This is a genomic window from Acidaminococcus hominis (assembly GCF_900291475.1).
GTDB lineage: Bacteria > Bacillota > Negativicutes > Acidaminococcales > Acidaminococcaceae > Acidaminococcus > Acidaminococcus hominis.
Map to the genome: position 1 here is coordinate 758590 of NZ_OLMM01000005.1, position 23496 is coordinate 782085.

Consider the following 23496-nt stretch of genomic DNA (forward strand, 5'->3'; position numbering starts at 1 on the left):
TCCATTCTAAGTAATAGCGACAAAACTACGAAAGGAATGATCCACGTGCTCTCAACCTCAAGTATAGCAAATTTATGCAAAAACATACAGGACAATTTTAATATTCCTACGAGTATTGCTTCTCTTTTTGAAGAGATCATAGATGTAAATAGTACCCGGCCTACAGCCGACGTTGTATGCCCTTGCTGCGGCGGTAAGGTCCATGTCCATGACAACCCTGTAACTACACTTAAAGACATGTCCTGGATACCCGGAAAGCCACGGATTCTTCGTGTGAGATTCCACCGCTACCGGTGCCAAAAATGCGGGCATACCTTCAATGAAAACATAACCTTTAAGTATCCTGGAACCAGAGTCACTTCTCGTGCCGCTTTATGGATCAAGATTTTGCTTATGCATCAAATGACGATTAAAGCAGTCAGCGATTTGACCGGTATCCATTGGGGAACAGTTTCTAAAATCCATAAGGAAATTATGGACGAGGCTCTCAAAACGCGAAGCGAGGAACTTCGCAAAAGTGGCTACCGTCCTAAGCATCTTGCCGTTGATGAGTTTGCAATGCACAAAGGCCATACTTACGCAACCTGTGTTATGGACCTTGATATGGGAGACATCCTCTGGGTTGGTGCGGGACGCTCTATAGCTGCCTTTACAAAGTTTTTTGAAGAGACAGACCTGGAGTATTTGTCTGAAGTAGAAGCTGTCGCAATGGACATGAACGCATCGTTCAACACCCTGGTAGAAAAGTATCTGCCTCATGCGGCAATAGTATACGACCGCTACCATATGCAAGCCCAGTATGGACGAGATGTGCTGGGAGCCGTAAGGCTGGAGGAAGCAAGACAGCACAAAGAGAAAGCCGATAACCTAAAGCTTGGGATTACAGAGAATATTGCTGAAGAGCAGGCAACAAAAGCAGAGGATTCAATTAAAGAGGAGAATCGGCTTTACAAGGAAGTAAAACAAGCTCGCTGGACGCTGCTTTGCAAGGAAGAAACACTAAGCGATAAAAAGGCAGAAAATCTCAAGGAAATCCTTAAAAAACATGAAAATTTGACAGTTTGCCATACAATGAAAGAGGAACTAAGTGATCTATTCGAGCTTAGAAACCCCGATTTAGCTGCCGTAGAATGGGAAAAATGGTTTAAAGGAGCCGAGGAGAGCAACATACCGCAGCTGCAAAAGTTTGCCCGCTTAAAGCGAAAACGCAAAGAGGGTTTGATTGCTCACTCAGCCCATCCGATTACCACAGGAAAGCTTGAAGGCTTCAATAACAAGATTAAGGTTGCAAAACGAATAGGGTATGGATACAAAAATGATGAATATTTTTTCACTCTGATTCGATATTCAGCATTACCATCTATACGAAACGGCACTGTCTAGAGATTGCGACAGTGGGATGTTGCTAGACATAAAAGAAGGATGGCAGAAATCTGCCATCCCACAATAAAACGTGAAGAGCCNTTTTCACTCTGATTCGATATTCAGCATTACCATCTATACGAAACGGCACTGTCTAGAGATTGCGACAGTGGGATGTTGCTAGACATAAAAGAAGGATGGCAGAAATCTGCCATCCCACAATAAAACGTGAAGAGCCTGATTTTTTAGGGGTTAATTGAATTTCAGTACGGCGCCCTGGGCGGCAGAAGAAACCAGGGAAGCGTAGCGGGCCAGGTAGCCCCGCTGTACTTTGGGGGGCGGGCAAACCCAGTTTTTCCGGCGTTCTTCCAGTTCCTCGTCGGTAAGGCGGACATTGAGCTTCCGGTTGGGGATATCGATGTCGATGATGTCCCCGTCTTCAATCAGGGCAATGTTGCCGCCTTCCCGGGCTTCCGGAGAGATGTGGCCAATGCAGGCGCCCTGGGTGGCACCGGAGAAGCGGCCATCGGTGAGCAGGGCTACGGAGCTGCCCAGGCCCATGCCGGTAATGACGGCGGTGGGGTTAAGCATTTCCCGCATACCCGGACCGCCTTTGGGCCCTTCATAGCGGATAACCACCACGTCACCCGGTTTGATTTCCTTGCCTACGATGGCTACGATGGCTTCATCTTCTGAATTGAATACCCGGGCGGGACCTGTATGGGTCAGCATTTCCGGCACTACGGCGCTTTCCTTGACCACGGAGCAGTCCTTGGCCAGGTTGCCCTTCAAGATGGCAATGCCGCCGGTTTTCCGGACCGGGTCTTTGACGGTGTGAATGACTTCTGGACGGAGAATCTTGGCTCCCTTGATGTTTTCGCCTACGGTTTTGCCGGTAACGGTCAGGCAATCCTTTTCAATGAGTCCGGCCCGGGACAGCTCGTGCATTACGGCCCGGATGCCGCCGGCTTCCTCCACGTCCACCATGTGGAAGGTGCCGCTGGGGGAGAGTTTGGTCAGGTAAGGGGTCTTTTTGCTGATTTTATCAAATTCTTCCAGGGACAGGTCCACGCTAGCTTCATGGGCAATGGCCGGCAGATGGAGGCAGGTGTTGGTGGAGCCGCCCATGGCCATATCCACAGTAATGGCGTTTTTGAAGGCTTTGGCGGTCATAATGTCCTTGGGACAGATGTTGTGTTTTAACAGGTCCATGATCCGTTTCCCGGCTTCCTTGGCCAGGGCCACCCGGGCACCCTGATAGGCAGCAGGAATGGTGCCGTTGCCGGGCAGACCCATACCCAGTACTTCCGTCAGGGAGTTCATGGTGTTGGCCGTAAACAGGCCGGCACAGGAACCGCAGCCGGGGCAGGCACAGTGTTCGATTTCGGACAGCTTATGCTTGGAAATCTTGCCGGCTTCAAAGCGGCCGGCAGCTTCAAACACGGTGCTGACGCTGATATCCTTGCCTTCGTAGCGGCCGGGCAGCATGGGGCCGCCGCTGACTACAATGGCGGGGATGTTCAGCCGGGCTGCTGCCATGAGCATACCCGGAACAATCTTATCACAGTTGGGGATGAGCACCAGGGCGTCAAAGGCGTGGCCATTGGCTACGGCTTCAATACTGTCTGCCACCAGTTCCCGGCTGGCCAGGGGGTATTTCATCCCGTCGTGGCCCATGGCAATGCCGTCGCAGATGCCAATGGCAGGGAATTCAATGGGGGTGCCGCCGTTTTCCAGGACACCATATTTAACGGCCTTGGCAATGCGGTCCAAATCCATATGGCCGGGAATAATCTCGTTTTGGGCGTTGCAGATGCCAATCAGCGGTTTTTTCAATTCATCTTCGGTGTAACCCATGGCATAGAACAAAGAGCGATGGGCAGCGCGGGTGGAACCTTTTTTTACGGTGGTACTTCTCATAATGTCTCCCCTTCTTCTTTTCAAAAAATGTTAAATGTAAGCTCTAATTTACCACGTTTTGTAACGGCTGTCAACCTTTCAAGGAAGTTCGTGGATGAACATACAGGGTTTTCTGTCCGGTGTAGATGACAAAGCCGGGTTTGGCACCGCTGGGCTTTTTCACCAGGTGTTTCTCCGCGCAGTCTACGGCTACCCGATCAGAATTCTTGCCCTTGCTGTAACCGGCGGCCAGGGAAGCGGCCATAAGAATATCTTCTTCCCGGGGCTGAGGCAGGGTGGTTTTCAGGATTACGTGGGAACCGGGGATGTTCTTGGCGTGGAACCACAGGTCCTTGCCCCGGCCCAGCTTAAAGGTCACGTAATCATTTTGCTTATTGTTCTTCCCTATATATAAGGTAGTTTCCGGGGAAAGTACAATTTTCAGGGGTTCGGATTTGCTCTGGGTGGGTACCCGCTTTTTGGAGGAGGGGAGGAGTCCCAGCTGGATAATTTCCTGTTTGATTTCCCCAATCTCTCCCTTGGTGACGGCGGTGTCCAGGGAGGCGTCCAGGGACTGGAGGTAGGTGAGCAGGTCCTGGGCTTCCTGCTGTTGAAGCTTGATTTCTCCCACCGCCCGTTTGAATTTGTTGTACTTCTTGTAGTAGGCCTGGGCATTTTCCATGGGGTTTAGGGAGGGGGAGAGGGAAATTTTCATAGGTTTGCTGTCATAGATATTGGGCAGTTCACAGGAAGTCTGGCCTTTTTTCACCTGCCAGCCGTAGGCCATCAGGGTATCCGCCATGATTTTCTGCTCTTCGGCGTTTTCCGCCTTGGCCAGGTCCTGGGCCAGGAATTTCAGCTTCTTGGCCACTTTTGCTTCCTGGGTAACCACCAGTTTGGTCAAGAGGTCCTTGTCGGGAATCTGGACGGGAACCAGGGAGGCACTGTAGGCCTGGGCTTCCAGCAGGGAAGCAAAAGGCTTTTGGGTCCACTCCGGATGGGTTTGGGGCACATAGGGCACCAGATTTTTCATCCGGTTGTGGCTGTCAATCTGGGCAATTACGGTGGAATCGGTGCCGTCCAGGCGTTTGCCGATTTCTGCCTGGAGGCCGGCCAGGGCTTTTTCCAGCTGCTGGGCCTGGGTCAGCTCCAGCAGGTTGGCCGGGCCGGAAATCCCAGCCCGGAGCAGTACTTCCTGGGCGGTATAGCGGCCAATGCCCTGGGTGGCGGAAATCAGCGCCTGTTCCAGGGGCAGGTCCCCGCAGGCAGTTACCGCTTCCCTAAGGGCGTGGGGAGAGGTTTGGAGAAAGTCCAGCCCGTCCTGGGCTGGGGGATATGCGTAAGGCTGGTTGGGCAGGATTTGACGGACCCGGCTTTGGAATTTACCAATATGGCGCAGGGCATCCAGAATGATACCCTGTTCGTTTACGAAAATAATATTGCTGTTTTTCCCGGTCAGCTCCAGCACCAGGCGCTTGGTGATGATTTTCCGTTCCGCGCCAATGCTGTCCACGGACAGGGTAATAATCCGGTCCAGGCCCTGCTGGCTGATTTTGGTGATGCGGCCTTCTTCCAGGTGTTTGCGCAGCAGCATACAGAAGGAAGGGGGGAGATCCGGCCGTTCAGGCAGGGTTTGGGGCAGGGTGATCAGGGGCGTGTCACCGCCCATGTCCACCAGGAGATTTTCGGTATGGTTCTGGGTATTGATCTGCAGCAGCAGGGAACTTTTGCCGGGCATAAAAATCTTGAAAATTTTGCCGCCCAAAAGCCGGCGGCTCAGTTCCTGGGTCAGTACCTGTAGGGTGATGCCTTCTAAGTTCATGGTAGGTTCCTCTCTTTGTGCTTTCCGCCCGCGGTGAAAAGGGTGGGGCTTTCAGCGAAATCAACTCCCCGCGGGTTTGCACCCTTGCGTGGAATTCGTTATAATATTTAAGTTAGGATGCGTGTTAAGGCACGTCTCCTCCAGTATAATATGACTGAACAGTTCGGTCAAACCGCAAAGGAGAGGAATCAATGAAAAAAGTAGGATTTCTAGCAGCTGCGCTGCTTCTTGTTTCCCAGACCGCCTTCGCCATGCTTCCCCTTACGGATGGAGCCATCAGTCAGGCCCAGGTCTATGGCCTGGAGCGGAGAAATGCCCCATTAGGGGAACTGGTTGCCCCGTGGACCGTATACGACCGGAAGCAGACCAATAAGTATGGCCTGCGGGAACGGGTCATTGTGTATACGCCCTATCTGACGGCAGCCGTGGATGCCCAGCAGACGGGAAAAAACGGTCAAAAGCCCACCCCGGAACAGGGGTTGAAGGTAGCCAAGCAGTACGATGGGGTTCTGGCCTTGGGGTTAAATATTTCCACCAGTGTAAAACTGGAGCCCAAATCCCTCAAGGTGAAGATGTACCAGGGTACCAATGTGTTTGAGCCCTATTACGTGAACCTAAACAGTGCTTCCCAGCGGGATATGCAGGTGGTCAATGCCCAGACGGGAGCTTTGCAGAATGCCAATGTGTGGGATTTGCAGTATTATGTGTATTTTGATCTGTCAAAAATTGATGCCAACCGGGTGATGGTACTGTCCGTTCAGGATGAGTACGGCGGTACCCGGGAGTTTGTATTAAACCTGACAAAAATGAACTAACTCTAAGGGAGCGTGGAAAGCGTGGTACAAAGCATGACCGGTTACGGCCGGGGAGAAGTCCAAAAAGATGATTTTTCATTTACCATTGAAATCAAGACGGTCAATCACCGGTATGCAGAACTGGCCATGCGCCTGCCCCGCTTCCTGAATCCAGTGGAAAACCGTATCCGGAAGCAGATTTTGGATCAGCTGCTGCGGGGACGGATTGATGTTTTTATTACCGCCAGCTACACGGGAACAGAAGGACGCCGAGTAAAGATTGACAAAGGGCTGGTAAAGGCTTATTATGATAGTTTGAAAGATATGGCCCAAATGCTGTCGATTCCGGCGGAAAACCTGGGAAACCAGCAGGAAATTCTCTTCATTGCTGGCTGTGACCAGGTTATGGTCCCGGAAGACACCGAAGTTGACCTGGAAACCCTGTGGCCGCTGATGGAAAATGCAGTGCAGCAGGCAATTCAGCGGTGCCTTGCCATGCGGCAGCTGGAGGGAGACCATATTTCCCAGGATGTGGCAAACCGCATTGCCCTCATTGGACAGCAGCTGGCCCAGGTGGAAGCCCGGGCGCCGCAAACCGTTGCAGAGTACGAGCGCCGCCTCCGTGAGAAGATTCAGGCCCTGTTGGATGAGGCAGGCGCCGGGAAATTGGATCCGGCCGGTATCCTTCAAGAAACTGCTGTTTATGCGGATCGGGTCAACGTGACGGAAGAAATTGTCCGTTTGCACAGTCATCTGCAGCAATTTACCCAGATGCTTCACGAAGAAAAGCCGGTGGGACGGCGGATGGACTTTCTGGTACAGGAAATGAACCGGGAAGCCAATACCATTGCTTCCAAGGCCGGTGATGCCCAAATCATCCAAGTGATTGTGGATATGAAAGGCGAAATCGAGAAAGTCAGGGAACAAATCCAGAATATACAATAGAGTAGGAGAGAATTTATGGACATCAAATTGATCAACATCGGCTTTGGCAACATCGTTTCCGCACAGCGGGTGGTTACCATCATCGGACCTGAATCTGCCCCCATCAAGCGGATTATCCAAGACGGACGGGACAAGGGTGTGGTCATTGACGCCACCTACGGCCGCCGTACCAGAGCGGTCTTGATCATGGACAGCGGCCATGTGGTGCTGTCCGCCCTGCAGCCGGAAACCATCGCCAACCGGTTCAACACGGAAGATGCACCGGCTCCTCTGGCAGAGGATCTGAAGGAGGAAGAACATGAATAAACCCGAAGGTATTCTGCTGGTATTATCCGGCCCCAGTGGTGCTGGCAAAGGCACCATCTGCGCCCGCCTGCTGGAAAAACGGGAAGGCATGGCCTATTCCGTGTCCTGCACCACCCGGGAACCCCGGAAGGGGGAAGTGGATGGGAAAAACTATTTCTTTAAGAGCCGGGATGAGTTTGAAGATATGATCAAGAACAACGGCCTTTTGGAACACGCCTCCGTATATGGCAACTACTACGGGACGCCCCGCCAATACGTCATGGACAAACTGGCCGAAGGCCTGGATGTGGTCCTGGAAATCGATCCCCAGGGTGCCTTGCAGGTAAAAAAGAGCTTTCCGGACGGCGTTTTTGTATTCATTGTGCCTCCGTCCCTGGATGAACTGTCCAAGCGGATTTACAAACGGGGCACCGATGCTGTGGACGTGATCAAACGCCGGCTCAGTGCCGCTACCTCCGAACTGGCCTATGCTTCCAAGTACGACTATATTGTAGTCAACGACGAAGTGGAAAAGGCTACGGACAAGGTCAGCAAGATTATTGACGTGGAACACCTGCGGGTGGGCCGCACCTATTATATTGTGGATGAAATTTGCCAAATGAAAGATGGCGTCTGGGTCTGCGAGTAAGCAGAAAAGGAGAATACGTTATGTCTATGATTGATCCCTCTATCGATGATTTAGCAGAAAAAGTTGGCAGCAAATACGGCCTGGTTATTATGGCCGCCAAGCGTGCCCGCCAGCTGGTGGACCATGCGCCTGCCCTGGTAGAAAGCAAATCCAACAAACCTGTTTCCATTGCCATGGAAGAAATCGCCCAAGGCCTGGTAACCATTGCCGGGAAAGACGATTTGAAGAAGAAATAAAAGGAGCAGACCGGTGCTGGAAGGAAAAAAGATTCTTTTAGGCGTTACCGGCGGCATTGCTGCTTATAAGGCGGTTACCCTGACCAGCCGGCTGGTGCAGGCTGGGGCGCAGGTGCGGGTTATCATGACGGAAGCGGCCACCAAACTGGTGTCCCCGCTGCTGTTTAAGGAAATCAGTACCCACCAGGTAGCCGTGGGTATGTGGGGCGGCAACGATGAATTCAACGTGGAACACGTGGCTGTGGGCCGTTGGTGTGACCTGGTGGTGGTGGCTCCGGCTACCGCCAACATCATCAGCAAAATGGCTAACGGCCTGGCTGATGACCTGCTGTCTACTACGCTGCTGGCTTGTGACAAACCCAAAATCATTTGCCCGGCCATGAATACCAATATGCTGAACAATCCGGCCACGGCCCGGAACCTGGCCACCCTGCGGCAGGACGGCGTGGTGATTATGCCCAGTGCGGCTGGTCACCTGGCCTGCGGCATTAACGGGTCCGGCCGGCTGCCTGAGCCGGAAGATATTTTGGCTTTTATTGATGGGTATCTGGCTTCCCTCCACGGGGACCTGAAGGGTATGAAAATCCTGGTGACAGCCGGGGGAACCCGGGAAGCCATTGATCCGGTGCGGTTTATCGGCAACCGTTCCAGCGGCAAGATGGGCTATGCCATCGCCCGGGACGCGGCCCGGCGGGGCGCCCAGGTGATTCTGGTGTCCGGCCCTACGGCCCTTGAGCCGCCCCGGAATGTGGTGGTGCACCAGGTGGAAACCACCCAGGAAATGCTGGACGCGGTTTTGAGTGCCTACGACCAGGTAGATGCAGTGATCAAGGCAGCTGCTGTGGCTGACTACAAGCCCCATCACCAGGCAGAACAGAAAATCAAAAAGCAGGACGATAATCTGGTGCTGACCCTGGACAAAAACCCGGATATTTTGAAACTGCTGGGACAGCGGAAAAAACACCAGATTCTGGTGGGCTTTGCTGCCGAAACCCAAAACCTTTTGGAAAACGCTGCGGCCAAGGTGAAGAAAAAGAACCTGGATATGATTGTGGCCAACGATGTGACCATGCAGGGAGCGGGTTTCAGCACTGACACCAATGTGGTGAAGCTGCTGTATCCCGATGGAAAAATTGAAAGCCTGGGTCTTATGACCAAGGAAGAAGTGGGTAACCACATCTTGGATATTGTCCGGGAAAAGGTCGCCGCCAAACGCCAGGAAAAAGCCTGAAACAACGAAAAAGAACCCCAAGTACGCTGAGCACTTGGGGTTCTTCTGTGTCTATAAAGTTAATCCACCACCATGGTGTACTCCCGGGTATCCAGGTAGGTGTAGAGCATTTCCAGGGTATGGAACAATTTTTGCCGGGAATCATTTTTCAGGGCGCCGGGTTCTTCCGGGGGTTCCAAGGGAACCCGCACCACATTGGCACCGCTGAGTACGGACAACAGCTGGCCCTGGGCGTTGATCTTGTTCACTTCCGGGGGAGCGGTAATATCTGCCCGGGGGAACATAATTCGCACAATGGCTATCAGCCGCAGAAATTCTTCCAGGCTGGCCCGCTTTTCCTGTCGGAATGGGGTGTTGTCTCGGGGGATAAAGGGCACCAGGGAAATGGCCTTGGGGCTCAGTTCCTGGAGCAGGGTCAGGGAACGGGCCAGATATTCCGGCGTCTCAAAGGGCGCCCCTACTAGGAAGCCCGTATCCATGGTATAGCCAATCGCCTTGGCATCGTTGTAGCAGTCAATTTTGGTGGAAAGGGCCTGGGCAGGGGGATGGAGCTTGGAAAAATGCAGGGGGTCCGCTGTTTCGTAGCGAAGCAGGTAACCCTGGGCTCCGGCCTTGAACATCCGCTGGTAGGAGGCCTTGCTGCGCTCTTCCAGAGCCAGGCCAAGCTTTACCTCGGGAAACTGCTTTTTCAGGTTGGTCAAGAGATTGCACATGATCATGTCCGTGTAGTACTGGTCTTCCCCGGACTCCAAAATCAGGTACCGCATGCCCAGGTCGTATCCTTCCTGACAGGCACCCTTGATTTGCTCCCAGTTCAGCCGGAACCGGGGCAGCACAGTGTTTTCCGAACGCAGCTGGCAGTACAGGCAGTTTTTGGGACAGTGGTTGGTGAATTCCAAAACCCCTTGGACCTGGATAACCCGCTTGAACAGAACGGTTACGGCCTCTTGGGCAGCCCCAAACAGCTTGGCCCGGGTAACGGAATCCTCGGTTTGGAGCAGCGCAATAAATTCCTCGTCAGTGAGGATGGACTCCATTTTCAGTTTTTCTACCAGATCCTCCATGGCTGTTCCCCGCTTTCCCCTTAGAATAGTTTTATTATACTATATTTGCCCAGGGACGCCAAAGAAAAATTACAGCTGCAAGCATTTGGCCCTTGGGTGCGTCCTGGCAAAGCGAAAACTTGAAAGGCAGGGGGCGGAGGAGGTTGGGGCGCTGTCCTGCCTGCACGGCTAAAAATTTCCCTGCAAATAGAAAAAGCCAGGAACCCCTGACCGCTGCCCTTTTCTGAATTCCGGTGGGGGAATCAACTGCAGCCAGCGAAAGAGTTTCTGACCTAAAAAACAAAATTGGCGGAGAGGGTGGGATTCGAACCCACGGTCCCTTGCAGGATCGCCAGTTTTCAAGACTGGTGCCTTAAACCGCTCGGCCACCTCTCCGCATAACAAATCAAGTATAAACTAGGCCATTTCCCTTGTCAAGGAGAAACGAAGGCGAGCAAGGGGCGGAACACGTCTGACCTGGGAGAAAAAGGGAGAAAGGCTGCGAAGGAGGGGAGCTGGCTTAGAACACAGAATTGGAAATAGTCTGGGTGGAAGGGGAAAAGGGGAAGTAAAAACAGCTTTTAGAGCTGGAAGTATAGAAAATCGCAAAAAAGTATTGACAGCTTTGGCAATATCGTGTATAGTAACAGAGTCAGATAGTTCCAACGGAGTGGTACTCAAGTGGCTGAAGAGGACGGTTTGCTAAATCGTTAGGGGGGTTAAACCCCGCGTGGGTTCAAATCCCACCCACTCCGCCATTATTTTTATTATGACCGCATGCTTTTGGTAAGCAGGGCGGTTTTTTATTGCCCAAAATCGTGTGGAAAAGCAAAAATCGGAGAAAGCTCTAGGCTTCCTCCGATTTTTTGTGTGGTTTATTTCTTTTCTTTGGCTTCTTTCGGCTCTGGTGCGTCAGCGTTATAACCGGGTACCAGATCTCCAATGCCATTTAGAATGTAGTGGGGTTGGTAGGAGAACTTCTTGATATTCTCCCGGGTGGAAACGCCGGTAAGTACCAGGACAGTTTCTAAACCGGTTTCTACCCCAGCCACAATGTCCGTATCCATTCTGTCACCAATCATTACAGAATCCTCGGAATGGACGCCCAGCTTTTTCAGCCCGGTACGCATCATTAAAGGATTGGGTTTGCCGATGAAGTAGGCTTGCTTGCCGGTAGCCATTTCGATAGGCGATACCAAGGCCCGGCAGGCAGGAATGATACCCCGTTCACTGGGCCCGGTCAGGTCGGAGTTGGTGGCAATGAGCTTGGCCCCCTTGTGGATCAGCTCCGTGGCCTTGAGAATCATTTCGTAGTTATAGCCGGTGGTTTCCCCGACGACCACGTAATCTGGATTTACATCGTTAAAGGTAATGCCGGCATCGTACAGGGCGTTTAACAGGCCGTGAGCCCCGATTACGTAAGCAGAGCAGTCCGGCGCCTGGTTTTTGAGAAAATGTGCCGTAGCCAAAGCACTGGTGTAGAAATGGCTTTCTTCAATATCGATTCCCATGGCCAGCAGCTTTTTGCGCAGTTCCAGGGGAGAACGTTCACTGGAGTTGGTGAGAAAGAGAAATTGTTTCTTTTCTTTTTTCAGCCAGGCGACAAATTCCTTCACGCCGGGCAGCAGGGTGTTGCCATGATAGATGACACCGTCCATATCACTGATGAAACCTTTTTTATTGCGAATGATGTTCAGATCACGCATATTATTTCTCCCTTCGATAGTTTAATTCTATTATCCATTTTCTCCGTAAAAATTACAACAAGGTTTTGTGATTTTCTGGGAAAATTACAAAAGAGGGGAAGGGCAGGGGACGAGTGGTTTCTAGTGGCAGGCGGCCTCCTTATATGATAAAATAAAATATTGACTAAGGAGGCATAATCTTGACTGCACAAAAACCTTTGCTGGCTGCGGTAGAAAAATACCGGCTGGCTCACGTATATCCTCTGCATACTCCTGGTCATAAAGGAGGCAGGGGCGCCGATCCGGATCTAATGCATTTGGCAGGGCCGGTGGCATTGGAAAGTGATGTTTCTCTTATGGAGGAACTGGACGATATCCATCATCCTTCCGGCTGCATCAAGGCGCTGGAAGATCAGGCAGCCAAGGTGTACCATGCTGATCGCTGCTTTTTGGGGGTGAACGGCACCACCGGGGTTATTCACGGGATGCTGCTGGGGGCTCTGAACCCTGGGGACAAAATCCTGATTCCCCGCAATTCCCACCGTTCGGTAATGGGCGGGCTGGTACTGGGCGATTTGACACCTGTGTATGTCCGGCCCTGCTATAGCGAAACCTGGCGGCTGAGCCTCCAGATTACCCCGGAGCAGGTGGAGCAGGCTTTTCAGGAACAGCCGGACCTGAAGGCCGTATTTTTGACCACCCCCAACTATTTTGGCCTGGCGGCGGATACGGCAAAGATTGCCCAAATCGCCCATGCTCATGGGGCGGTGCTCCTGGTAGATGAGGCCCATGGGCCCCACCTGGGGTTTTCGGAGCAGCTGCCGCCTTCGGCCATGGACTGCGGCGCCGATGCGGCGGCCCAGAGCACCCATAAAATTGTGGGGGCTATGACCCAGTGCTCGCTGCTGCAGGTCCGCTACGGACGGCTGCGGCCAGAACGGCTGGAAGCGGCCATGAGCCTGGTAACCACCACCAGCCCCAACTATATCCTTATGGGATCCCTGGACGGGGCGGTGGCCCAGCTGTTGGACCACGGCCGGGAAATGGCAGAGCAGTCCCTGCGGGCTGGCAAGCTGCTGCGGCAGGTGCTTAGAAAGCTGCCGGGACTGCCGGTCCTGGATCAGGAACTCCTTGGCCAGGGGGGCGTTGCGGCTGTAGATGGAGGAAAAGTAACCATTCAGGTCAGCGCCCTGGGCATCACCGGCCCGGAAGCGGCGCAGGCCCTGCGGGAGCAGGGAATTGCCGTGGAACTGGTGGATCAGGACCACGTGCTTTTTTTGGTAACGTATGCAGATGATACCCCGGAATTTGCAGCTGTGGCCGAAAAAATCCGGCAGGTGCTGGAAAAAATGGCGAAAGCTGCAGGGGCTATGCTTCCGGTGCCGGAGCCGGCCGCACTGCCGGAACTGGTACTGCCGCCCCGGCAGGCCTTTTTCAGCCGCCGGCATGCGGTGCCCTTTGCTGAGGCCGCAGGAGAAATTGCTGGGGAAAGCATCAGCTTTTATCCGCCGGGGATTCCCCTGGTGGTTCCTGGGGAACGGCTTACCCAGGAAATGCTGGACTACTGCCGCAAATTGCAGGCAAAGGGGCTCTTGGTCAGCGGCCCCCGGGATACAACACTTGAGACCATTGAGGTGATGGACAAATGAACAAAGGTTTGTTTATCGTACTGGAAGGACCCGATGGCAGCGGGAAAACTACCCAGGCTGCCAAGCTGGCAGATTGGTTCCGGCTGTATGGCCGGGAAGTGGTGGTAACCCGGGAACCCGGGGGCACGGAAGCGGCCGAAGAAATCCGGGAAATTGTCCTGGATCCGGCCCTGAATTTGTCCGCTGAAACGGAAATCCTGCTGCATCTGGCAGCCCGGGCCGACCATGTGGCCAAGGTAATCCGGCCGGCGGTGGAAGCGGGGAAGGTGGTCCTATGTGACCGGTTCAGCGACTCTACCCTGGTGTATCAGGGGATTCTCCGGAACCGGGACCTGGGAGAGCTGGTGCAGTTAAACGGCTTTGCGACCCAGGGCCTGCTGCCGGATTTGACCCTGCTTTTGGACGGCAGTCCCCGGGCTCTCTTGAGCCGACGGAAGGACCGGGGAGTAGTGGATAAATTTGAATTGCAGGGGCTGGACTTTCAGGAGAAGGTCAGAAATGGCTACCTGCAGCTGGCCAAAGCGGAGCCGGAGCGGTTCCTGGTGGTGGATGCCCTGGGAGACCCGGCTGTGGTGTCGGCCGAAATCACCAAGCAATTGGAAAAACTGCTGTAAATAACGCCGCCTTGCGGCAGAATGATAGGGATGCGTATGTGGGATCGTATTGTTGGACACGAAATTGAAAAGCGCTTTCTGCAGAACCTGCTGACAGGAGAGCGGAAAACTCCTTCACTGTTGTTCTACGGGCCCGAAGGCATCGGCAAGAAGAAGCTGGCGCTGGAATTTGCCAAAAGTTTCCTCTGTTTGGAGGACCCTTTGACGGATACTTCCTGCAAAAGCTGCCGGGCCTTTGGGGCAGGGTCCCATCCGGACCTGTTGTTGGTGGAGCCGGGCGGCAATACCAGTACCATCAGCATTGGCCAAATCCGGCAGCTGAGCCAACAGGCCCTGTACGCCCCGGTGCTGTCCCCCTATAAAGTATGCATTATCGAACAGGCGGACCATATGCAGGAAACCGCCCAAAACGCGCTGCTGAAGCTTTTGGAAGAACCGCCGGACTACTGGCTGTTCATCCTGGTGGCAGACCGGGTGGAGGCTCTTTTGCCCACCATTTTATCCAGGGTGGTACAGATCCAGTTCTATCCCCTAACCCTGGAGCAGACCCGGCAGGCTATGGAGCAGGCCCTGCTGACCCAGTGGGAAGTGCCCGAAAGCCTGGAGGGAGCAGAGCCCGGTGCCGTCCAGGCCCAGTGGCTAAAGGAAGGGCCGGTACTCAGCGCGCTTGCCGGGGGATCACCTGGCAAGGCCGTGGACTTGTTCCGGCTGGAGGCCCTCACCCTGCGGCAGCAGGTCCTGGACCTTTTGGAAAAGGTGGACGAGGACCAGCTGATGGTTTATCTTAAAGGGCTGGATTGGTTGGACAAGGCAGCCACAGCCCCCAAAAAGAAAAACAGCGGAGATGGCGAAAAGGAGCCGGCTTTTGACCGGCGGGAACCGGATTTTCTCCGGCTGGAACTTTTGCTGCTGCTGCTGCGGGACGGTTTGCTGCTCCAGGCGGGAGTGGCAGCGCCCTTGTACAATGAAGATATAAGAAAAGAGGCAGCCCTGTGCTTTGCCGGCTGGAAACCCAGCCAGCTGCGCAGAACCTTGGACCTGGTACAGGAAAGCCGGCTGGCCATTGCCCGTTTTGTGCCCCGGCGCCTGGTATTTGAGGCCCTGCTGCTAGAGATACAGGCATTGCGAAAGGAGATGTAGTGTGGTTACTATTGTTGGAGTCCGGTTTAAGAAAGCCGGCAAGATTTATTATTTTGCTCCAGGAGAACTGAAGCTGGAAAAAGGGGACCATGTGATTGTGGAAACCGCCCGGGGAATTGAATATGGCCAAGTGGTGATTCCCCAGCAGGAAGTACCGGAAGAAAAAATTGTTTCTCCTCTGAAAACCGTACTGCGCAAGGGCACTGAAAAAGATGCCCGGCAGGTAGAAGAAAATCACCAGAAGGAAAAGGAAGCCTTCGCCATCTGTGAAAAGAAAATTGCGGCCCGGAAGCTGGATATGCATCTGGTGAACGTAGAATATACTTTTGATGTGGGCAAGATTATTTTTTATTTTACAGCCGATGGCCGGATTGATTTCCGGGAATTGGTGAAGGATTTGGCAGCGGTGTTCCGTACCCGGATTGAACTGCGCCAGATTGGCGTCCGGGACGAAGCGAAAATGCTGGGCGGCATTGGCTGCTGCGGCCGTCCCCTGTGCTGTGCCACCTTCCTGGGAGATTTTGAGCCGGTATCCATCCGGATGGCCAAGGAACAGAACCTGTCCCTGAACCCGACCAAGATTTCCGGGATCTGCGGCCGCCTGCTGTGCTGCCTGAAATACGAAAATGATATGTACTGCGGGAAGAAGAAAGAAAAACGCAAGGAACATCTTACCGTTCCCAAACCAGGTATGAAAGTGGTTACGCCCAGCGGAGAGGGCATGGTGATGCATATCAGCCGCCGGGAACAGACAGTGACCGTAGAACTGTCCCCGGGAAACCGGATTGAAGTGGCCTGGGACGAGATTGTGGAATCTTCCCGGGCGGAGGATTAATGAAGGACACAGAACGGAAGGACTGCCTGCCCGATGGGAAAACCGTAATCTGGCAGGATCCCCAGGAATTTTGCTTTACCACGGACGCCGTATTTCTGGCGGCTTTTCCCCATCTGGTGAAAAAGGCCAGGGTGCTGGAGCTGGGCTGCGGCACCGGGGCAGTGAGTCTGATGCTGGCCCTGCGGGGTGCCGGGTCCGTTTTGGGGGTGGACTACAATCCCCACGTGATTGAGCTGCTGAACCGCAGCATTAGGGAGAACCATCTGGAACAGGTGGTGACGGTCCACCAGCTGGATTTGCGGAATCTCCGCCAGCTGGTGCCCAGCGAAAGCCTGGACCTGGTGGCGGCCAATCCGCCCTACCGGGTAGGAGGCCGGCGGCGTCAGGTAGGCACGGCGGCTTGCCATGAGGTGGATACGACCCTGGAAGATTTTTTCCAGGCGGCGGCCTATGGCCTAAAGACCAAGGGCCGTTTTGCCCTGGTTCAGTTGCCGGAGCGGTTTACCGAGGCAGTGAAGCTGGGGCTGGCCTATCAGCTGGAATTAAAACGGCTCCAGTGGGTCCATTCCTATGTGGACCGGCCTGCCTGGATTTTTTTGGCAGAATTTGTAAAAGGGGGACGGCCGGGCCTGACGGTCCTGTCGCCCTTGTGTATGTATAACCCTGACGGGTCCTACAGCAAGGAAACGCTGGCCTATTACCGGGCTGGCACAACAAGGGAGGAATAGAATATGGCAGAACAAGGCATTCTGTATTTGTGTGCCACTCCCATTGGGAACCTGGAAGACATGACGCCCCGGGCCCTGCGGATGCTCCAGGAGGCGGATCTCATTGCTGCCGAGGATACCCGGCATACCCGGCAGCTGCTGAACCATTTTGACATTCATGGCCAGTTGCTGAGCTACCATGAACACAATAAGGAAAAGATGGGACCGGTGCTGCTGTCCGCACTCCAGGAAGGAAAGAACATTGCCTTGGTCAGCGATGCGGGTTTTCCCGGGATTTCTGACCCTGGGGAGCAGATTGCCAAAGAGGCCATTGCAGCCGGCATCCAGGTGGTGCCCGTGCCCGGTGCCAATGCGGCCCTGACGGCCCTGGTAGCTTCCGGCCTACCGTCCACCCCTTTCTTTTTTGGGGGCTTTTTGCCCAAGAGCCGGAGGAACCGGAAGGAAAAGCTGGAAGAATGGAAAAATATTCCCGCTACCCTGATTCTCTACGAAGCACCCCACCGGATTACGGAAGTGCTGAAGGATATGGAGGAGGTCTGGGGCAATCGGCGGCTGGCCATGTGCCGGGAGCTGACCAAGCTTCACGAGGAATTTTTCCGGGGCACGGTGGAACAGGCCCGGCAGCACCTGGATGAAAATCCGCCCCGGGGTGAATTTGTCCTGGTGGTGGAGCAGGGGGAAGTGGTCCGGGAAGAACCTCAGGGTGATCCCCTGGACGAGGTACGCCGGCTGATGGAAAGCGGCGTGGACAAGAAGACGGCCCTAGCCCAGGCTGCCAAAACCTACAAGGTGCCCAAACGGGAGCTGTACAACCGGCTGCTGAAGGAAGAATAAGCTTTTTCCAACGAAAGAAAGAAGAGAATTTTCTTTTTGGGAAGAATTGTAGTATGATAAGGAAAGATTCACTTATTCAGACAGAAAAAGGGGAATGATGATGACTAAACCGAGTTTTTATATTACGACACCCATCTATTATCCCAGTGCCAACCTGCATATAGGCCATGCCTACTGCACCACCATTGCGGATACCATTGCCCGGTACAAACGGGCCAATGGTTTTGATGTCCGGTTCATTACCGGCAGTGACGAACACGGCCAAAAGATCCAGCGCAAGGCCAAGGAAGCTGGCGTTACCCCCATCCAATACGTGGACGGCATTGTGGCCAACTTCAAAAAATTGTGGAGTATGCTGGGCATCAGCTACGACGATTTTGTCCGTACCTCCGAACCCCGCCACCAAAAAGTGGTGCAGGAAGTCCTGAAGCGGGTTTATGATAAGGGCGACATCTATAAGAAGGACTATGTGGGCAAGTATTGCGTACCCTGCGAATCCTTCTGGACGGACCACCAGATTGAAGAAGCCGGCGGGGTTTGCCCCGATTGCGGCCGTCCGGTAGAAACCATGAAGGAATCCAGCTATTTCTTCAAAATGAGCAATTATCAGGACAAAATCCTGGAATATATCGAAGCCCATCCTGACTTTATCCAGCCGGTAAGCCGCCGGAACGAGATGATCAGCTTCCTGAAGCAGGGGCTGGAAGATTTGTGCATTTCCCGGAGCAGCTTTGACTGGGGTATTCCTGTGCCCTGGGATCCGAAACACGTGGTATATGTATGGTTTGATGCCCTGCTGGCCTACTTTACCGGCATCGGCTGCATGGCCGACATGGAGGAATTCCATCGTTTCTGGCCGGCGGACCTGCACCTAGTGGGCAAGGAAATCGTGCGTTTCCATACCATCATTTGGCCGGCCATGCTGATGGCCATGGGTGAAGAATTGCCCAAGGAAGTCTACGGCCATGGCTGGCTGGTGGTAGACGGGGACAAAATGAGCAAATCCAAGGGCAACGTGGTTGACCCGGTGGAACCCATTAAGGAATTTGGCCCCGACGCTGTCCGTTATTTCCTGCTGCGGGAAATCAGCCTGGGCAGCGACGGCAACTACTCCCGGAAAGGTTTGATCAGACGGGTAAACACCGACCTGGCCAACGACCTGGGGAACTTGCAGTACCGTACGGTTTCCATGATTGAAAAGTATCACGGCGGTGTGGTGCATAAGACTGTGGTGGATAACGAAGTGGATGCTGCTTTCCGGGAACTGGCTGCGGTTACCCTGAAGGATTACCGGGCTGCCATGGATAAGTATGCCATCAACGACGGGATTAAGGTAATCTGGAACTACGTAGGCGCTGCCAACAAGTACATTGACGCTTCTACGCCCTGGATTTTGGCCAAGGACCCGGCACAGGCCAAACGCCTGGAAGCTGTAATGTATAATCTGGCCGATGCAGTCCGGAATATTGCCATTCTGATTTCCTCCATGATGCCCTTTACGGCGCCCAAAATCTACGAACAGCTGGGCCTTGCCGTACCGGACCAGTTTATGCTGGACGATGTAGCCTGGGGCAACCTGCCTGACGGCACCAAGGTCCAAAAAGGTCAGCCCATCTTCCCGAGAATTGAGGAGGAAGAAGAACCGGCTGCGGAAAAGGCTGCTCCTGTAACGGAAGCCAAAAAGGAAAGCAAGAAAGCTGCGGCTGCCGGGGTTGTTACGCCGGACCAGATTACCATTGAAGATTTCGGCAAATTGGACCTGCGGGTAGCTACCATTGAAAAGGCAGAACGGGTTCCCAAAACCGATAAATTGATGAAAATTACGGTAAAAGTGGGCGAAGAAGAGCGGACTATTGTTTCCGGCATTGCCCAGTACTATACGGAAGAAGACCTGCCCGGCAAGAACGTGGTGGTCATTGCCAACCTGAAACCGGCCAAGCTGAAGGGCATTGAGTCCCGGGGCATGCTGCTGGCCGCTTCTGATGGTCAGGGCCATCTGGTTCTTGTAGAAGCTCCTGGGATTTCTTCCGGCAGCAAGGTGAAATAATATGGCACGTCTTCCTTTATACGATACCCATGCCCATTTGGACGTGGAAGATTTTGACGCGGATAGGAAAGAGCTGCTCCAGAAAATTGGTGAAAACATGGCCGGGATCATTGATCCCGGCTGTGATCTTCTTAGCTCCCAAAAAGCCCTGGACCTGGCTCATGCCTATCCCTTTGTATACGCCGCTGTAGGGCTGCACCCGGAAGAACTGTCCCATTGCAGCCTAAAGGATTTGGAGCAGCTGGATGCCTGGTGCGCCGACCCCAAGGTGGTGGCCATTGGAGAGATTGGACTGGACTACTACAACGATGAAAATTCGCCCCATGCCTTGCAGCAGGAGTTTCTCCAGGCCCAGCTGGAGCTGGCCAGGAAGCATCAGCTGCCGGTGATTCTCCACGACCGGGATTCCCACGAAGATCTGCTGGCCATTTTGCTCAGCCAGCCGGAGGACCTGACAGGGGTGCTCCACTGTTTTTCTGGCAGCTGGGAAATGGCGGAAAAACTCCTGGAACGGGGCTGGTACTTTGGCTTTGGGGGCACCAGCACCTTCAAGAACGACCGGGGGGTCCGGTCCATTTTGGCAAAAATGCCGGAAGACCGGATCCTCTTTGAAACCGATTCTCCCTACATGGCGCCGGTGCCTTATCGGGGCAAGCGGAACAATCCGCTGTATACCGCTATTGTGGCGGAGCGGGCGGCAGCCCTGAGGGGGACCACACCGGAAAAAATCATGGAATGTTCATCAAATAACGCAAAAATGTTGTTTTCCAAACTAAAATAAGCCAAAACTATATGTAAATTTTACAAACTCGTTACATTTGCGACCGGGTAAATCGTACATAATTATCACCAGGTACTAACATCGTTTTGACAGAAAACCGCTTCCTATGGTAGAATTAGCCATCTTAAGGAGGCGAAAATTTGCGAAAAAGAGAACATTTTAAGCGTCCCTATAAATGGGTTGTAGTTTTCCTGCTGCTCATGTCCAGCGTGAATTTCTTCGGCTTTGCTTCGGCACCGAAAAATGTCACGGTGAAAGTAGACGGGCAAACCCTGCAGCTCAGCACCAGAGCCCTGACAGTACAGGGAGCTTTGGAGGAAGCCGGTGTAGTTCTTCATAAAGCCGACGGGTATGAAGTAGTCGGCAGTGAAAAATTCAGCGACGGTGCGACGATTGAAGTTGTCCGCGCAATGCCTATCAAGGTATGGAAGTCTGGAAGAACGACCGAGTACAACATAGGGCGGAAAACAGTGCGAGATGTATTGAACGCTGTGGGAGTCGACTATGAAGGATACCAAGTATATCCCGCTTTGGATTCAGAAGCGAAACCAGATATGACCATTAATGTCATTTCTCCCACTACCCAGCTGGGTACGGATACGGAAGAAATCCCGTATGACGTGCAGCTGCGGAACAATGATGATCTGCCCCGGGGCAGACGAAATGTAGTGTCTCCCGGCCAAAACGGACAGGTGAAAATCACCTATCGGACCATTAAAGTGGGAGATGCAGTGGTAAAACGGGAACTGCAGCGGGAAGTAATCGCTGAACCTGTTCCTGAAATCGTGGAAGTGGGTACCGGCAACAACAATATGCTGGAAACTTCCCGTGGCTATGTGCGTTACCGTTCCGCCAGAACGGTGGAAGCCTCTGCCTATACCCTGGCAGAAGGCAGTGGTACGGGACTTACCTCCACAGGTGTGGTGCCCTACCACGGAATTGTGGCCGTGGATCCGGACGTAATCCCTTATGGGACCCGGATGTATATTCCTGGCTACGGTTTTGCTGTAGCAGGTGACTGCGGCGGTGCCATCAACGGCAATCGGATCGACCTTTACATGGATGACTATGGTGATGCCATAGCCTGGGGCCGACGACAAGTAACCATGTATATCTTAGAATAAAAAACGTTACAGGAGAAAAAAGTGCTGAAGGAAGTACTCATTGTAGAAGGAAAAATGGACACCGTAGCGGTCAAGAAGGCAGTGGATGCTGAGACTATAGAAACCGGTGGCTTTACCTTGGCACCCTATACCCTGGACCTGATTAAAGCAGCCTATGAAAAGCGCGGGATCATCATTATGACCGACCCCGACGGCGCAGGGGACCGCATCCGGAAGTTTCTGACGGAGCGTTTCCCGAACGCCGGGCAGGCCTTTGTGCCTAAGGCGGAAGCCCTGGCCCACCACGATGTGGGTATTGAACAGGCGCAGCCGGAGGCCATCCTCAAAGCTCTTTCCAAGGTGCATTTTCAGGAAATGAATCCCCGAAAGGAATTTTCCTCTCGGGATTTATTTTTGTCCGGGTTGTCCGGCAGTCCTGAGGCCGCCAGGCGGCGGGACCGGGTAGGGGCCATCTTGGGCATTGGCTACGGCAATGCCAAGCAGTTGGTCAGTCGTTTAAACAATTACGGCATCACCCGGGAAGAATTCCGCCAAGCGGTGGCCCAGGTAGCTGAAGAAGAGAAGTAGGGAGGAACAGTATGCTGCATCCTGTCATTGCCAGTCGGGAAGTGACCCATTATATTTTGCAGACCTTTGGGCTGAAGGCCAAGAAGCGCTTTGGCCAGAATTTCCTCATTAATGAAAAGGTGGTGCAGGCCATTGCCCAGGCTGCCCAAATTGGACCTGGGGACCTGGTACTGGAAATCGGTCCGGGCATTGGTACCCTGACCCAGGCCCTGGCGGAAACCGGCGCCCAGGTAAAAAGTGTGGAAATCGACCAAAGCCTTTTGCCGGTACTGGCCAAAACCCTGGAAGGTTACACCAATGTGGAAATTATTCCTGGGGACGTGCTGAAAGTGGATTTGGGGGAGATTACCCAGCACGAACCTTTCACGGTAGCTGCCAATCTGCCCTACTACATTACCACTCCGATTATTTTTGCTCTCCTGGAACAGCAGCTGCCCCTGAAACGGCTGGTGGTTATGGTCCAGAAGGAAGTGGCTGAACGGATGACTGCTGGCCCGGGCACCAAGGATTACGGTCCCCTGTCCCTGGCTCTCCAGTACTACTCCGAGCCCCGGTTAGCGCTTTCCGTGCCGGCCCGGGATTTCATGCCGGCACCCAAGGTGGATTCCATGGTAGTGGTTTGTGAAAAACGGGAGCAGCCGCCGGTGGACGCAGATCCCAAGCTGTTTTTCCAGGTGGTGCGGGCAGCCTTTTCCCAGCGGCGGAAAATGCTCAGCAATTGTCTAAAGAGTCTGGGGCTCTCCAGTGACCAGGTAAAGACCCTGATGGAACGGGCAGGGATTGACGGCAAGCGCCGGGGAGAATCTCTTTCCATGGAAGAATTTGGCAAACTGACCAAAGCCTACGCCGAAAGCCTGAAGCAAGCATGAGCCAGCGGTATAAATTCTTTTCTCACAAGGACTGTGAATTTTTCCCCTGCCACCCTGGGGCGGACCGGGAAAACTTCAACTGTCTGTTCTGCTTCTGTCCCCTGTATGCTTTGGGGGAGAACTGCGGCGGCAGCTACAGCCTGCTGCCAAATGGCGTAAAGGATTGCAGCCGCTGCCTGTATCCCCATGAAAAAGAGCATTACGATGCCATAATGGCCAAACTGAAAAAATAAAAAATCAAGCCTTTTGAAAAAAAATAGTCAAAGGGCTTGATTTTTTTTTGAAACATGCTATTATAGGTAATGTAGTTAGCACTCCTGTTAAATGAGTGCTAATAAAATCAAAAACACCAATTTG

23 protein-coding genes and 2 tRNA genes are annotated in these 23496 nt (G+C 53.4%); 20 read left to right on the forward strand and 5 right to left on the reverse strand.

From position 1 onward, the window contains the following. The first annotated feature begins 36 nt into the window (after positions 1 to 36). Positions 37 to 1383 carry an ISL3 family transposase gene (locus C7E10_RS09925; protein WP_146109060.1) on the forward strand — a complete coding sequence of 449 codons (1347 nt, stop codon included), beginning with the start codon at positions 37 to 39 and terminating at the stop codon, positions 1381 to 1383. Positions 1384 to 1614: 231 nt separating this feature from the next. Here C7E10_RS09925 and ilvD read toward each other — a convergent pair whose 3' ends face one another. Beyond that, positions 1615 to 3282: a dihydroxy-acid dehydratase gene (gene ilvD / locus C7E10_RS09930; protein ID WP_105327126.1), complete on the reverse strand. Its 1668-nt coding sequence runs from the start codon at positions 3280 to 3282 to the stop codon at positions 1615 to 1617. Between the two features lie 70 nt (positions 3283 to 3352). Further along, on the reverse strand, positions 3353 to 5083 hold the full coding sequence (locus C7E10_RS09935) for an Rqc2 family fibronectin-binding protein (protein WP_105327127.1): 1731 nt from the start codon (positions 5081 to 5083) through the stop codon (positions 3353 to 3355). 191 nt (positions 5084 to 5274) lie between these two features. Here C7E10_RS09935 and C7E10_RS09940 point away from each other — a divergent pair, with 191 nt between their 5' ends. Genes C7E10_RS09940 through coaBC form a run of 6 tightly spaced genes read left to right on the forward strand, consistent with a single transcriptional unit; the run spans position 5275 to position 9223 of the window. Then, positions 5275 to 5898, forward strand: coding sequence for a hypothetical protein (locus C7E10_RS09940; protein WP_105327128.1), 624 nt, complete (start codon positions 5275 to 5277; stop codon positions 5896 to 5898). A gap of 12 nt (positions 5899 to 5910) precedes the next feature. Next, a complete protein-coding gene (locus tag C7E10_RS09945) occupies positions 5911 to 6822 on the forward strand; it encodes a YicC/YloC family endoribonuclease (protein WP_231085917.1) in 912 nt (303 codons plus the stop codon). Between the two features lie 15 nt (positions 6823 to 6837). Then, complete coding sequence (gene remA, locus C7E10_RS09950; RefSeq protein ID WP_105327130.1) at positions 6838 to 7128, forward strand: extracellular matrix/biofilm regulator RemA; 291 nt, start codon at positions 6838 to 6840, stop codon at positions 7126 to 7128. Next, the gene (gmk, locus tag C7E10_RS09955; protein ID WP_105327131.1) at positions 7121 to 7756 is read left to right on the forward strand and encodes a guanylate kinase; all 636 of its coding nucleotides are present in this window, start codon (positions 7121 to 7123) and stop codon (positions 7754 to 7756) included. Before remA ends, gmk begins: the two co-directional genes overlap by 8 nt. 26 nt (positions 7757 to 7782) lie before the next feature. Then, positions 7783 to 7992 (forward strand): DNA-directed RNA polymerase subunit omega, encoded by a 210-nt coding sequence (gene rpoZ, locus C7E10_RS09960; RefSeq protein WP_199614569.1) that lies wholly within the window; start codon positions 7783 to 7785, stop codon positions 7990 to 7992. Between the two features lie 13 nt (positions 7993 to 8005). Continuing rightward, positions 8006 to 9223 (forward strand): bifunctional phosphopantothenoylcysteine decarboxylase/phosphopantothenate--cysteine ligase CoaBC, encoded by a 1218-nt coding sequence (gene coaBC, locus C7E10_RS09965; protein ID WP_105327133.1) that lies wholly within the window; start codon positions 8006 to 8008, stop codon positions 9221 to 9223. A gap of 59 nt (positions 9224 to 9282) precedes the next feature. On the opposite strand, the gene hydE is transcribed toward coaBC, so the two are convergent. Both hydE and C7E10_RS09975 read right to left on the reverse strand, forming a co-directional pair. After that, complete coding sequence (hydE, locus tag C7E10_RS09970) at positions 9283 to 10287, reverse strand: [FeFe] hydrogenase H-cluster radical SAM maturase HydE (RefSeq protein WP_105327134.1); 1005 nt, start codon at positions 10285 to 10287, stop codon at positions 9283 to 9285. Positions 10288 to 10573: 286 nt separating this feature from the next. After that, positions 10574 to 10662: transfer RNA gene (locus C7E10_RS09975), tRNA-Ser, on the reverse strand. A gap of 271 nt (positions 10663 to 10933) precedes the next feature. On the opposite strand from C7E10_RS09975, the gene C7E10_RS09980 reads away from it, so the two are divergent. After that, a tRNA-Ser gene (locus C7E10_RS09980) sits at positions 10934 to 11024 on the forward strand. A gap of 117 nt (positions 11025 to 11141) precedes the next feature. On the opposite strand, the gene C7E10_RS09985 is transcribed toward C7E10_RS09980, so the two are convergent. Continuing rightward, positions 11142 to 11972 carry an HAD-IIA family hydrolase gene (locus tag C7E10_RS09985; RefSeq protein ID WP_105327135.1) on the reverse strand — a complete coding sequence of 277 codons (831 nt, stop codon included), beginning with the start codon at positions 11970 to 11972 and terminating at the stop codon, positions 11142 to 11144. Between the two features lie 179 nt (positions 11973 to 12151). Between C7E10_RS09985 and C7E10_RS09990 the strand changes: the two genes are divergently transcribed. The 12 genes from C7E10_RS09990 (at position 12152) to C7E10_RS10045 (ending at position 23372) form a co-directional block, all read left to right on the forward strand. Then, positions 12152 to 13600, forward strand: coding sequence for an aminotransferase class I/II-fold pyridoxal phosphate-dependent enzyme (locus C7E10_RS09990; RefSeq protein ID WP_105327136.1), 1449 nt, complete (start codon positions 12152 to 12154; stop codon positions 13598 to 13600). After that, positions 13597 to 14214 carry a dTMP kinase gene (tmk, locus tag C7E10_RS09995; protein WP_105327137.1) on the forward strand — a complete coding sequence of 206 codons (618 nt, stop codon included), beginning with the start codon at positions 13597 to 13599 and terminating at the stop codon, positions 14212 to 14214. Before C7E10_RS09990 ends, tmk begins: the two co-directional genes overlap by 4 nt. Before the next feature lie 36 nt (positions 14215 to 14250). Next, positions 14251 to 15354: a DNA polymerase III subunit gene (locus tag C7E10_RS10000; RefSeq protein ID WP_105327446.1), complete on the forward strand. Its 1104-nt coding sequence runs from the start codon at positions 14251 to 14253 to the stop codon at positions 15352 to 15354. 1 nt (position 15355) lies between these two features. After that, positions 15356 to 16189, forward strand: a complete 834-nt coding sequence (locus C7E10_RS10005) for a PSP1 domain-containing protein (protein ID WP_105327138.1) — start codon at positions 15356 to 15358, stop codon at positions 16187 to 16189. Then, entirely contained in the window at positions 16189 to 16917 is a 729-nt protein-coding gene (locus C7E10_RS10010; RefSeq protein WP_105327139.1) for a tRNA1(Val) (adenine(37)-N6)-methyltransferase, read from the forward strand. Before C7E10_RS10005 ends, C7E10_RS10010 begins: the two co-directional genes overlap by 1 nt. Before the next feature lie 3 nt (positions 16918 to 16920). Beyond that, positions 16921 to 17751, forward strand: coding sequence for a 16S rRNA (cytidine(1402)-2'-O)-methyltransferase (rsmI, locus tag C7E10_RS10015; protein ID WP_105327140.1), 831 nt, complete (start codon positions 16921 to 16923; stop codon positions 17749 to 17751). A gap of 100 nt (positions 17752 to 17851) precedes the next feature. Further along, positions 17852 to 19798: a methionine--tRNA ligase gene (gene metG / locus C7E10_RS10020; RefSeq protein WP_105327141.1), complete on the forward strand. Its 1947-nt coding sequence runs from the start codon at positions 17852 to 17854 to the stop codon at positions 19796 to 19798. Between the two features lies 1 nt (position 19799). Then, positions 19800 to 20579, forward strand: a complete 780-nt coding sequence (locus C7E10_RS10025) for a TatD family hydrolase (RefSeq protein WP_105327142.1) — start codon at positions 19800 to 19802, stop codon at positions 20577 to 20579. 140 nt (positions 20580 to 20719) lie between these two features. Beyond that, complete coding sequence (locus C7E10_RS10030) at positions 20720 to 21703, forward strand: resuscitation-promoting factor (RefSeq protein WP_231085915.1); 984 nt, start codon at positions 20720 to 20722, stop codon at positions 21701 to 21703. A gap of 21 nt (positions 21704 to 21724) precedes the next feature. Next, the gene (rnmV, locus tag C7E10_RS10035; RefSeq protein ID WP_105327143.1) at positions 21725 to 22270 is read left to right on the forward strand and encodes a ribonuclease M5; all 546 of its coding nucleotides are present in this window, start codon (positions 21725 to 21727) and stop codon (positions 22268 to 22270) included. A gap of 11 nt (positions 22271 to 22281) precedes the next feature. Then, positions 22282 to 23139 (forward strand): 16S rRNA (adenine(1518)-N(6)/adenine(1519)-N(6))-dimethyltransferase RsmA, encoded by an 858-nt coding sequence (gene rsmA / locus C7E10_RS10040; RefSeq protein WP_105327144.1) that lies wholly within the window; start codon positions 22282 to 22284, stop codon positions 23137 to 23139. After that, positions 23136 to 23372 carry a cysteine-rich small domain-containing protein gene (locus C7E10_RS10045; protein WP_105327145.1) on the forward strand — a complete coding sequence of 79 codons (237 nt, stop codon included), beginning with the start codon at positions 23136 to 23138 and terminating at the stop codon, positions 23370 to 23372. Before rsmA ends, C7E10_RS10045 begins: the two co-directional genes overlap by 4 nt. Positions 23373 to 23496 lie beyond the last annotated feature (124 nt).